At 70.4% G+C, this 11,576-nt stretch carries 10 protein-coding genes; 6 read left to right on the forward strand and 4 right to left on the reverse strand.

What is annotated here, in order from left to right; genetic code table 11:
• Positions 1-4: 4 nt before the first annotated feature.
• Entirely contained in the window at positions 5-700 is a 696-nt protein-coding gene (locus Q0818_RS15985; protein WP_298877229.1) for an FCD domain-containing protein, read from the reverse strand.
• A 140-nt stretch (positions 701-840) separates the two neighbouring features.
• Between Q0818_RS15985 and Q0818_RS15990 the strand changes: the two genes are divergently transcribed.
• From Q0818_RS15990 to Q0818_RS16000, 3 genes are read left to right on the forward strand one after another with little or no spacing between them, the layout of a single operon-like run.
• Positions 841-2,229 (forward strand): GntP family permease, encoded by a 1,389-nt coding sequence (locus Q0818_RS15990; RefSeq protein WP_298877232.1) that lies wholly within the window; start codon positions 841-843, stop codon positions 2,227-2,229.
• Positions 2,226-3,005 carry an SDR family oxidoreductase gene (locus Q0818_RS15995; RefSeq protein ID WP_298877235.1) on the forward strand — a complete coding sequence of 260 codons (780 nt, stop codon included), beginning with the start codon at positions 2,226-2,228 and terminating at the stop codon, positions 3,003-3,005. Before Q0818_RS15990 ends, Q0818_RS15995 begins: the two co-directional genes overlap by 4 nt.
• Before the next feature lie 18 nt (positions 3,006-3,023).
• Complete coding sequence (locus Q0818_RS16000) at positions 3,024-4,025, forward strand: zinc-binding dehydrogenase (RefSeq protein WP_298877238.1); 1,002 nt, start codon at positions 3,024-3,026, stop codon at positions 4,023-4,025.
• A gap of 246 nt (positions 4,026-4,271) precedes the next feature.
• Here the strand turns inward: Q0818_RS16000 and Q0818_RS16005 are convergent, their stop codons facing one another.
• Complete coding sequence (locus Q0818_RS16005; RefSeq protein ID WP_298877244.1) at positions 4,272-4,397, reverse strand: hypothetical protein; 126 nt, start codon at positions 4,395-4,397, stop codon at positions 4,272-4,274.
• 319 nt (positions 4,398-4,716) lie between these two features.
• On the opposite strand from Q0818_RS16005, the gene Q0818_RS16010 reads away from it, so the two are divergent.
• The gene (locus tag Q0818_RS16010) at positions 4,717-5,355 is read left to right on the forward strand and encodes a 50S ribosomal protein L25/general stress protein Ctc (protein WP_298877247.1); all 639 of its coding nucleotides are present in this window, start codon (positions 4,717-4,719) and stop codon (positions 5,353-5,355) included.
• A 108-nt stretch (positions 5,356-5,463) separates the two neighbouring features.
• Positions 5,464-6,048 carry an aminoacyl-tRNA hydrolase gene (gene pth, locus Q0818_RS16015; protein ID WP_298877250.1) on the forward strand — a complete coding sequence of 195 codons (585 nt, stop codon included), beginning with the start codon at positions 5,464-5,466 and terminating at the stop codon, positions 6,046-6,048.
• A 137-nt stretch (positions 6,049-6,185) separates the two neighbouring features.
• Here the strand turns inward: pth and Q0818_RS16020 are convergent, their stop codons facing one another.
• Both Q0818_RS16020 and Q0818_RS16025 read right to left on the reverse strand, forming a co-directional pair.
• Positions 6,186-6,665 (reverse strand): hypothetical protein, encoded by a 480-nt coding sequence (locus Q0818_RS16020; protein WP_298877255.1) that lies wholly within the window; start codon positions 6,663-6,665, stop codon positions 6,186-6,188.
• Between the two features lie 107 nt (positions 6,666-6,772).
• Positions 6,773-7,261 carry a hypothetical protein gene (locus Q0818_RS16025; RefSeq protein ID WP_298877257.1) on the reverse strand — a complete coding sequence of 163 codons (489 nt, stop codon included), beginning with the start codon at positions 7,259-7,261 and terminating at the stop codon, positions 6,773-6,775.
• 314 nt (positions 7,262-7,575) lie between these two features.
• Here Q0818_RS16025 and mfd point away from each other — a divergent pair, with 314 nt between their 5' ends.
• Complete coding sequence (gene mfd, locus Q0818_RS16030; RefSeq protein ID WP_298877260.1) at positions 7,576-11,163, forward strand: transcription-repair coupling factor; 3,588 nt, start codon at positions 7,576-7,578, stop codon at positions 11,161-11,163.
• The last annotated feature ends 413 nt before the right edge of the window (positions 11,164-11,576 follow it).

Here is an 11,576-nt window from a genome sequence, read left to right on the forward strand (position 1 = left end):
GGGGTCAGATGGAGCGGCGGACTTCGGTGAGCACGGCGGCGACGTAGAGCCGCGTGTGCTCCTCGGCGGCGTCGGCGTCGGCCCGGCTGATCGCGACGGCGGTGGCGACGTGGTTGTCGAGCGCGTCGGGGTTCGGGATGCCGGGGGTCAAGCCGTGCATCGCGCGACCCTCGATCGCGGCGGCGATCGGGGCGCGTGCGGCGGCGAGCATGAGGTTGCCGCTGGAGACGAGGATCAGGTCGTGGAAGGCGATGTCGGCCGCGAGGTACTCGGGCGAGTTGCCGAGGCCGGCGGCGCCGAGGCGTTCGAGCTCCTCGGCCAGGCGGAGGATCTCCCCGCGCTGCAGGTCGGTCGCCCGACGGGCGCTCAGTCGCGCGGCGACGGGTTCGATCGCGGCGCGCAGCTCCGTGGTGTTCGCGATGAGCTGGTCGCGGCGCTTGCCGGCGAGCTGCCAGCCGATCAGCGCGGTGTCCAGGGCGCTCCAGTCGGCGGCCGGGCGGACGGTGATGCCGACGCGCCGGCGCTGTTGGAGCATGCCCATCGCTTCCAGCACGCGCACGGCCTCGCGGACGACCGTGCGGGAGACGCCGTACTCGGCTTCGAGGGTGGCGAGGGTCAGGACGTGGCCCGCAGGGAGCTCTCCGTCGACGATGCGCATGCCGAGGGCGTCCAGCAGTGATCCGTGTGACGCTCGCGCCATGACCCCTCCTTAGGTCGTTAGGTACGACCTTACCTTGTCAAAGATACGATCTTTGTGTGAAGATTCCTTCACTCACCCGTGGGTGCGGGTCGACACACAGCTTGCCCGATGCCGCGCCACCCTGAATCAACGGAGATCTCTTGGACGACTGGACCCAAACACTCGGCACGGCGCCCCTGCTCGCCATCGCCGCGGGAGCGATCGCTCTCATCCTCGTGCTCATCATCTGGCTGAAGGTGCACGCGTTCCTCGCGCTCATCATCGTGTCGCTCGTGACGGCGTTCGTCGCCGGCATCCCCGTGTCGACCATCGTGACCACCTTGACCGGAGGGTTCGGAGGAACCCTCGGCACGGTCGCCCTGCTGGTCGCGCTTGGCGCGATGCTCGGACGGCTGATCGAGCACTCGGGTGGCGCGCAGTCGCTCGCCGAGACCTTCGTGCGCATCTTCGGTGAGAAGCGGGCGCCCTTCGCCCTCGGCATCGTGTCGCTCATCCTCGGCTTCCCGATGTTCTTCGACGCCGGTCTCGTCATGATGCTGCCGATCATCTTCGCGATCGCGCGCCGCGTCTCGGGCAACAACGTGCTCCTGTTCGGCCTGCCGGCCGCCGCCGCCTTCTCGGTGATGCACGTGTTCCTGCCGCCGCACCCGGGCCCGGTCACCGCGAGCGGCCTCTATGGCGCCAACCTCGGCCTCGTCCTGATCGTCGGTCTCATCATCGCCTTCCCGATCTGGTACCTCTCGGGCTACCTGTGGGGCAAGTTCATCGCGCGTCGCATCGTGCTGCCGGTCCCGGCCCTGTTCGGCGACGTCGACGCCGACCAGCCGGCCAACCCGCCCAAGCCGCTCACGGTCATCGCCGTCCTGCTGCTGCCGATGCTGCTCATCTTCCTGAACACGGGTCTGACGACCCTCGGCGCCGCCGGCGTCGTCCCGACGGACAACACGTTCGTCCAGGTGCTCATCCTGCTCGGCAACTCGCCCGTCGCCCTCCTCATCACCGTGCTCGTCGCGACCGTCGTCTTCGGCTTCCGCCGCGGCGAGAACGGCACCGCGCTCGAGAAGGTCGTCGACTCGGCCCTCGGCCCCGTCTGCTCGGTGATCCTCATCACCGGCGCCGGCGGCATGTTCGGTGCGGTCCTGCGCGCCTCGGGCATCGGCGACGCCCTGGCCGACAGCCTCGGCGACCTGGGTCTACCCGTCATCGTCGCGGCCTACATCATCGCCGTGATCCTGCGTCTCGCGCAGGGTTCGGCCACGGTCGCCCTCGTCACCGCCGCGGGCCTGGCCGCTCCGGCCGTCATGGCGGGCGACTTCTCGCCGCTGCAGGTCGTCGCCATCACGCTCGCCACCGCCGCGGGCTCCGTGTTCGCCGGTCACGTCAACGACTCCGGCTTCTGGCTGGTCGGCCGCCTCATGGGCATGGACGTCAAGACCACCCTGAAGACGTGGACGGTGCAGCAGGCGATCGAGTCGGTGCTGGGCTTCCTCGCCGCGCTTCTCGTGTTTGGCATCGGCGCGCTCCTGTGACCGGCTCGAACGCCGACCTGTTCGACGTCTCCGACCGCCTCGCCCTCGTCACGGGGTCGTCGCGGGGCCTGGGCCGCGCGCTGGCGTCGACGCTGGCACGCGGCGGGGCGCGGGTCATCGTGCACGGCCGCGATGCGGACGCCGTCGAGCAGGCGCGCGCCGAGGCCGAGGAACTGTCCGGACGCCCCGCGCACGCGGTGGTGTTCGACGTCACCGACGCCGCCGCGGTGGAGAGCGCCGTGGGCGACCTGCTCGAGAACGTCGGCGTGCCCGACATCCTCGTCAACAACGCCGGGGTGCAGCGGCGGGCGCCGATCCACGAGTTCGCCGTCTCCGACTGGGACGACATCGTCGCGGCGAACCTCTCGGGCGTGTTCTACGTCTCCCGGTTCGTCACGCCCGCGATGGTCGCGCGCGGATCGGGCAAGGTCGTCAACGTCGCCTCGGTGCAGTCGCGCCTGGCGCGGCAGACGATCGCGCCGTACTCGGCCACCAAGGGCGGCGTCGCACAGCTGACCGCCGGCATGGCCGCCGACCTCGCCCGGTTCGGCATCCAGGTGAACGCCCTGAGCCCGGGGTACTTCGCGACCGAGATGAACCGCGCCCTGGTCGACGATCCGGAGTTCACGCGCTGGCTGACCCAGCGCACGCCCGCCGCGCGATGGGGCGACTTCGACGAACTGCGGGGAGCCCTGCTGTTCCTCGCGTCCGACGCGTCGAGTTTCGTCTCGGGGCAGAACATCTTCGTCGACGGCGGGATGACGGCGGTCGTCTGACCGCGGAGAGGAACACCGATGAAATCCCTGCTGATCGAGAAGGCGCTCACCGCCGACGTGCGCGAGGTCGCCGTGCCCGAGCCCGGCGAGGGCCAGGTGCGCCTGCGCGTGGAGTACGTCGGCATCTGCGGCTCCGACCTGCATTACTACTACGAAGGAGCCAATGGCGCTTTCGTGGTGCGCGAGCCGCTCGTCCCGGGCCACGAGCTCTCGGGGCGAGTCGACCTCGACCCCTCCGGCGCCCTCGCGGAGGGAACGCCGGTCACGGTGCACCCCGCCCGCTTCGGCACGCCGCGCGAGGGTATCGAGAACGCGCCGCACCTGTGGCCGGGCGGTTCGTACCTCGGCAGCGCCTCGACCTGGCCGCACACTCAGGGCGCGGCATCCGAGTACCTGATCGTCGAGGCCGACATGGTGCGCGTGCTGCCGGAGGGGCTGCCGGTGCGCCGCGCCGTGCTGGCCGAGCCCCTCGCCGTCGCGCTGCACGCGCTGAGTAAGGCCGGTGACGTCGCGGGCCGCGAGGTGCTGGTCACCGGCTCAGGGCCTATCGGCCTGATGGCCGTGGCCGCCGCGGTGGCCGCCGGCGCGCGCGTCACCGCGACCGACGTGCTCGCGGGGCCCCTCGAGCGCGCCACGGCCCTGGGCGCTGCGGCGACCATCGACGTGTCGACCGAGGCGGTCGAGCCGAACTCCTTCGCCGTCGTGCTGGAGTGCTCGGGCGTCCCCGTCTCGATCTCGACGGCGTTGAAGGCCGTGCGCCCCGGAGGCACGGTCGTGCAGGTCGGCATGCTGCCCGACGACCCGCGTCCGGTAAATCTCGCGCCCTTCATCTCGAAGGAGGTGCGCTACCTCGGTGCGTTCCGCTTCCTCGACGAGATCGACCGCGCGGTGGAGCTGCTGGCATCCACCCCCGGCATCGAGAGCGCGTTGACGCACGAGTTCGCGGTGACGGATGCCGAGGAGGCCTTCGCTACGGCGCGTGACTCGCAGCGCTCGGGCAAGGTCGTCTTCGCCCTCTGACCGACGAGAACGCCCCGGCCGCCGCCCGCGAGGACGGCGACCGGGGCGTTCGTGCGTCCGGCGGACGAAGCGCATCTCGCGAAGCGCCGCTCGCCCGCGGAGGGAGTCGACGCGTCACGCCGTGGCGCGGAAGACGAACCCGCCACGCGGGGTGCATCGCGAAGGGGCGCACGAGGAAGAAGGGGCCACGCGGGAAATCGACGCCCGCGCAGCCGTGACGGTCTCGAGAGGAGCCGCCCGGGCCGGTCAGTGCTTCTTGTACGAGGCGTTGCGGCCGAGCGAGAAGAGCGCGCCGATCGCGGCGATGCCGCCGATCGCGGCCAGGCCGCCGACGACCCAGATCACGACGTGAGAGAAGAAGCCGCTGTCCATGATGATCCTCCGGGTCGGTGTGGCCCCTCGATCCTACCGTCGCCGTCGCGTGCTCCCGTCCGCGACGAACGGCCCCGCGCGAGCGGGGTGAGAGAGAGCCGGTCGAGACGACGGGCCGTCGCTGTTAGACTTCCGGGGTACTTCGGCGAGGGATGCCATCGCCGTGCGCCCGCAGGGTGCACCCGGCATCCGTGATCGACGCGGTGATGCAGGCTCCCGGCTTTCCTCACGCGCTCGCGTTCGAGTCGAATCCAGACCACACAGGTGCGGACACCGTCCGCTCACAAGCTGCGGGACACGAGCCCGCGAGGAGAACAACATGTCGGAAGACAACAAGGTCGTCGCGGAGCTCCGCGAGAACTTCGGCAAGGGCTTCGCCCGTCGTCTGCGCGCCGCGGGCAAGATCCCGGCCGTCATCTACGGTCACGGCACCGAGCCGCAGCACGTCGCCCTGCCCGGCCACCAGGTCGCGCTGCTGATCCGTCGCGCCAACGCGCTGCTCGACCTCGACATCGCGGGCAAGGCCCAGCTCGTCCTGGTCAAGGACGTCCAGAAGGACCCCGTGCGTCAGATCATCGAGCACATCGACCTCATCGTCGTGAAGAAGGGCGAGAAGGTCCAGGTCGACGTCCCCGTCGTCGTCACCGGCGAGCCCTTCCCCGGCACCATCGCGATGCTCGACGCCACGTCGGTCTCGCTCGAGGTCGAGGCCACCCACATCCCGCAGAACGTCGAGGTCGACGTCGAGGGCGCCGAGGACGGCACGCAGATCACCGCCGCCGACCTCACGCTGCCCGCCGGCGCGTCGCTGGTCACCGATCCAGAGACCCTCATCGTGGGCGTGTCGGTCCCGCTCGACACGATCGCCGCCGACGAGGAGATCGCCGAGGCCGACGCCGAGGTCGCCGAGGAGCAGTCCGAAGAGGCCGAGACGGCCGAAGAGGGCGACGACAAGTAATTCCGATCGGGCCGCCTCGGCGGTCCGTCGACGACGAGGGGACGCGGTTTCGCGTCCCCTCGTTGCCGTTCACGCAGGTCCTCTCGAGGATCCGGAAGGATGGACGCCATGGCGGACACCTGGCTCATCATCGGTCTCGGTAACCCCGGACCCCGCTACGAGGCGACCCGGCACAACATCGGTCAGATGGTCGTCGACGAACTCGCCGCCCGTCGGCGCGAGGCGTTCCGCGCGCACAAGGCGAACGCGCGCGTCGCCGAGACCTGGGTGCGTCCGGGCGCGGCCAAGCTGGTCCTGGCCAAGCCCAACAGCTTCATGAACGTCTCCGGTGGTCCGGCCGCGGGCCTCGCGCGCTTCTACGGCATCGACCCCGATCACGTCGTGGTGGTGCACGACGAGCTCGACATCCCCTTCGACACGCTCAAACTCAAGACCGGCGGCGGTCACGGCGGCCACAACGGCGTCCGCGACGTCGCCAAGGCCCTCGGCACCGCCGATTTTGCGCGCGTTCGCGTGGGCATCGGCCGACCGGCGGGCCGCCAGGACCCCGCCGACTGGGTGCTCGACCCCTTCGGTGCCACCGAGCGCACGACGCTGCCGATCCTCGTCTCGGATGCCGCGGATGCCGTCGAGATCCTGGTCGATGAGGGATTGCTCGCGGCTCAGCAGCGTTTCCACGCCCCGCGCGCCTGACCTCGGCGCCCGATCCGCGCGCCGCCGCCGGGTTCCAGCGGTCGTCCGCTCGCACCGCCGTCGGCGAAACGAACGTGCTCCGACGTGACGACGGCCCCGATCCACCAGGACCGGGGCCGTCGTCGTGACGGAACGGATCACGCGCCGGAGCCGACGCCGATCCCGATGCCGCCCACGAACGCGACGATGACGGCGATTCCGCCGAGGACGGAGATGGCGACGGCGGAGAAGCCCCACCCGCGTCCGCGGTTCTTGACCGCGGCGACGATGCCCTGGATGAATCCCCAGAGCGCGAAGATGCCGTAGACGGCGAACGCGGCGATGCCGAGCACGCTCGCGGCGATGGCCTTCTGCGACGCGTCCGCGGGGAAGGTCGTCGGGTCGTTCTGTCCGTCGAACCCGGCGTACTGCTGCAGTCCTCCGGCCTGGATGCCGGCGAGGACCGCGAGGACGACCCCCACGACCACGGCCGCTGTCGCGGCCAGGAATGCGATCAGCCCGAGGGTCTGGGCCGGCCGGCCTCCGTCGTACCTCGGCGCCGGGGGCGTCCGGTCCGCGTCCGCATACGCGCGGGCGCGATCGTCGGGCGCGTGGGGCGGGGGAGTGGGGCTGCTCACGGAATCCTCCTCGGATGGGTCGACGGGCCGGGGCCCGACCTCAGCCTAGGAAAGACGTCACCACCGTTCCCGGGGTGGACGACGCACTCGTCGACGAGGTAGCGCGGCTAGATCGACACCCCGGTGCCACTCGGCAGTGTGGCCATACCGCCCACCAGAGCGAGGGTGACGAAGATCCCGAAGATCACGGGACCGAGCACGCCGATCACGATCGCCGCGATGCCCGTCCCCCGGCCGGAGCCGCGGACGGTCGCGACGATCCCCATCGCAACGGCGGTCACGCCCACGACACTGGCGGTCCAGAAGGTGGCCTCCCCGACCAGCACGAGATCGCGAACGGGCGACAGCACCCGCAGATCGATCGTGGCCGGACCGGCGGCCAGGAGCCCCGGCCCCGCGCCTCGCGCGATACGGAACGCGACGAAGCCCGCGACGGCGGATGCCAGGACCCCCGCGACCAGCGCCAGCATCAGTGCCCATGTGCCCAGCGGCCGCCCCCTGCGGGTCGCAGGCGGGGGTGCGAGCAGGGTTCCGACCGGCGGCGCGACGTGCGGTGCCGCGAACACCGGTCCATCCGGAGCGCTGGGGGAGGACATGCCGCCACTCTACGCAGCACCCGTCCCCGCAGCCCCGGCCGCTGCTCCCGGTTCACGCCCGCCCATTCGCCGGCCGAGGTGGCTGAGCCTGTCGAAGCCACCGGGCTGGCGGCCGATGCTCTCCGGCGGAGGTGGCTGAGCCTGTCGAAGCCACCGGGCTGGCGGCCGACCTTCCCCGGTGCAGGCCGTCGACACCGTCGACATCGCCGCCCGCTGACGCAGAACCGGCGATGCAGACCCGGCGACGCAGAACCGATCGCGCCGCATCCGTCCAGCCCCGCCCGGTGTCGGTGGCCCCGCGTAGACTTTCCCGAGTGACAGTTCCCGGGATCGTCCGCGCCCTCGAGCAGGCTGAGTCGTACCGCGAGGCCGCGTCCGCGTCCTCCGCCGACCTGTCGCTCTCCCTCGTCGATGGTCTCGACGCCCCCGTCATCGCGGGGCTGATCGAGCGTCGTCGCGCCTCGGGCGGGCCGGGTGCCGTTCTGGTGATCGCGCCGACGGGGCGTCGTGCCGAGTCCCTCGGGCCCGCACTGGAGGCCGTCCTCCCCGGCGCCCAGGTGCTGCACTTCCCGGCTTGGGAGACGCTGCCGCACGAACGGCTGAGTCCCAGCCCCGAGACGGTGGGTCGCCGTCTCGACGTCCTGCGGCGCATCGCCGCGTGGGACGGCGAGGCGCCCCTGGTCGTCACCGCGTCCGTGCGCAGCGCCCTGCAGCCGCTCGCGCCCGGGCTCGGCGACGTCGAGCCCGTCGAGCTCGTCGTCGGCGGACGCGGGCACGAACTCGAGAGCGTCACCACCCGGCTGGTCGAACTGGCCTACCACCGTGTCGACATGGTGTCCCGACGGGGCGAGTTCGCGGTGCGCGGTGGCATCCTCGACGTCTTCCCGCCCGTCGCCGACCACCCCTATCGCGTGGAGTTCTTCGGCGACGAGGTCGACCAGATCCGCGCGTTCTCGGTCGCCGATCAGCGATCACTGCCCGGCGAGGTCTCCGAGGTCACCCTCGTCCCCAGCCGTGAGCTGCTCCTCACCGCCGGGGTGCGCGCTCGCGCCGCCGCTCTTCGCGACGGGTATCCGGGTCTGCGCCAACTGCTCGAGAAGATGGCCGAGGGGATCCCGGCCGAGGGCATGGAGTCCCTCATCCCCGTCCTGGTCGACGATCTGGTCACCCTGGTCGACTACCTCCCGGGCGGAAGCGCCGTCGCCCTCGTCGATCCCGAGCGTTCGCTCGCCCGCGCGACGACCCTCGGCGACACCAACCGCGAATTCCTCGAGGCCGCGTGGTCGGCTGCGACCGCCGGCGCCGACACCCCGGTCGACCTCGACTCCGGCGACTTCGTGACCCTCGACGACCTGCACGAGCGTGCCGGCGGGCGCGGGGGCGTCTGGTGGCAGCTCAGCCGCTTCGACTCCGGAGCAGCGGATGCCGAAGACGAGGGCCTCGTGATCGGAGACGATTCCGCGCAGCGCATCAAGGCCGACGCGGTGCCGTCCTTCCAGGGCAACGTCGAGGGCGCCACGGCGCACGTCGGCCAGCTGCTCGCCGATGGCTGGTCGGTCGTGGTCACGGCATCCGGACCGGGAATGGTCGATCGCGCGCGAGACGTGCTCGCGGAGCGGGGGATCGCGGCTCGCCGAGTCGACGACCTCCGCCTCCCGCCCGAGCCTGGTGTGGCTCACGTCGTCTGCGCGCCGATGGAGAGGGGTTTCCAGCTCGTCGAGGCGCGATTCGCGGTGATCAGCGAGACGGAGTTCTACGGGCGCTCGGTCGGCTCCGACAGCCGTGGTGCGAAGAAGCTCGCATCCCGTCGCCGCAACGTGGTCGACCCGCTGCAGCTCAAGCCCGGCGACGTCGTCGTGCACGCGACGCACGGCATCGGCAGATTCCTCGAGCTGACGCAGCGCGAGGTCTCCAGCGGCGGCCGCAACGCGGTGAAGACGACGAAGGAGTACCTCGTCCTCGAGTACGCGCCGGCGAAGCGCGGCTACCCCGGCGACAAGCTCTTCGTCCCCACCGATCAGCTCGATCTGCTCTCGAAGTACGTCGGCGGTGAAGCCCCCACGCTGTCGAAGATGGGCGGCAGCGACTGGGCGGCGGCCAAGGGCCGTGCCCGCAAGGCCGTGCGCGACATCGCGGTCGAGCTGGTGAAGCTGTACTCGGCCCGCATGGCCTCGAAGGGCTACGCGTTCGGTCCCGACACCCCGTGGCAGCGCGAGCTCGAGGAGGCGTTCCCCTTCGCGGAGACGCAGGATCAGCTGCAGACGATCGACGAGATCAAAGCCGACATGGAGAAGCCGATCCCCATGGACCGCCTGCTCTCCGGTGACGTGGGCTTCGGCAAGACGGAGGTCGCGGTGCGTGCGGCGTTCAAGGCCATCCAAGACGGCAAGCAGGTCGCCATGCTCGTGCCGACCACCCTGCTGGTGAAGCAGCACCTCGAGACCTTCGCCGAGCGTTTCGCCGGCTTCCCGGTCACCGTCCGCCCGCTCTCGCGTTTCCAGAGCGACAAAGAGGCGAAGGCGACTCTCGCGGGCCTGACCGACGGCACCGTCGACATGGTCATCGGCACGCACCGCATCCTCACCGAGAAGGTGATCTTCAAAGACCTGGGTCTGATGATCATCGACGAGGAGCAGCGTTTCGGCGTCGAGCACAAGGACGCGCTCAAGAAGCTCAAGACCAACGTCGACATCCTGGCCATGAGCGCGACGCCCATTCCCCGCACGCTCGAGATGGCGGTCACCGGGATCCGCGAGATGTCGACGCTCGCGACCCCGCCCGAGGACCGGCATCCGATCCTGTCGTACGTGGGGCCGCGCAATGACAAGCAGATCGCCGCGGCGATCCGCCGGGAGCTCTTGCGCGAGGGACAGGTGTTCTACGTGCACAACCGGGTCTCCTCCATCCAGAGGGTCGCCGCCCATCTCTCGGAGCTCGTGCCGGAGGCGCGCATCGTCGTCGCCCACGGACAGATGGGGGAGCACGCGCTCGAGCAGGTCGTCGACGACTTCTGGGAGCGTCGCGCCGACGTCCTGGTGTCGACGACCATCATCGAGACCGGTCTCGACATCTCGAACGCGAACACGATCATCATCGACCGCGCCGACAAGTACGGCTTGTCGCAGTTGCACCAGCTGCGCGGACGAGTGGGTCGCGGACGCGACCGCGCTTACGCCTACTTCCTCTACGACGAGATGAAGCCGCTGTCCGAGACCGCGGCCGACCGCCTCGAGACGATCGCGGTCAACAACGACCTCGGAAGCGGGATGCAGGTCGCCCTCAAAGACCTCGAGCTGCGCGGCGCGGGCAACCTGCTCGGCGCGGAGCAGGCGGGCCACATCGCCGGTGTCGGGTTCGACCTCTACCTGCGGATGATCGGCGAGGCGGTGTCGACCTTCCGCGGGGAGGACGTCGACGGACCCACCGAGCTGCGGCTCGAGCTGCCGGTGGATGCTCGGCTCCCCGAGTTCTACATCGACAGCGAGCGTCTCCGCCTCGAGGCGTACCAGAAGCTCTCGGCGGCCGCGTCGGCGACGGCGAAGGACGACGCGATCGACCTCGTCGTCGAGGAGCTCCGCGATCGTTACGGTGAGCCGCCCTCCGAGGTGGAGGGTCTCGTCGCCGTGGCGCGTCTGCGCCGTCGTGCGGCGCAGGCCGGTCTCGCCGACGTCGTGGCGATGGGCTCCAACCTGCGTGTCGCCCCCGCCGATCTCCCCGAGTCGATGCGTGTGCGTCTCCAGCGCCTCTACCCCAAGGCGAAGCTGGTCGCCGGAGGCGACGCCATGGTGGTTCCTCTGCCTCAGGATGCCGACGACGCCACCCTCATCGCGTGGGTACGTCAGCTTCTCGATGCGCTGTGGCCCCTGCCGGCGGAGAAGAGCGCCGCGGCGGCCACCGCCTGAGCGCGCGAACGTCCGGAGCGGCGGGGCCCGGTCGACCTTGAGTCGGCCGGGCCCCTGTCATTTCCGGCGTGTTTCCGCGGAATGACGGGAGCGACACGCCCGGGCGGGGGCGTCGATTCGACGGGTCGTTCATTCCCGCGTAACTTATTACTTGTTCGCCCCACAGGGGAGAGCGGAGCGGCCGAAAGGCCCCGCGTCCTCTCAAGCGGAGAACCACCCCGAAACCACACCGGATGGTGTAACGTTTCGGTTCGGTCACCCGGCCGGTTTCCACGATGTTGATCTCGTTCTGAGATCCCACAGGGGAAGCTCCTAGCGTCGGGTGGTCTTCTAAGAAGTGAACTGCCTCACGGGTAGGTCGAGATGACTGTTTCTGTGGGTGCGTCCGTTCCTTGAGAACTCAACAGCGTGCA

This window comes from uncultured Microbacterium sp., assembly GCF_947489255.1.
GTDB lineage: Bacteria > Actinomycetota > Actinomycetes > Actinomycetales > Microbacteriaceae > Microbacterium > Microbacterium phycohabitans.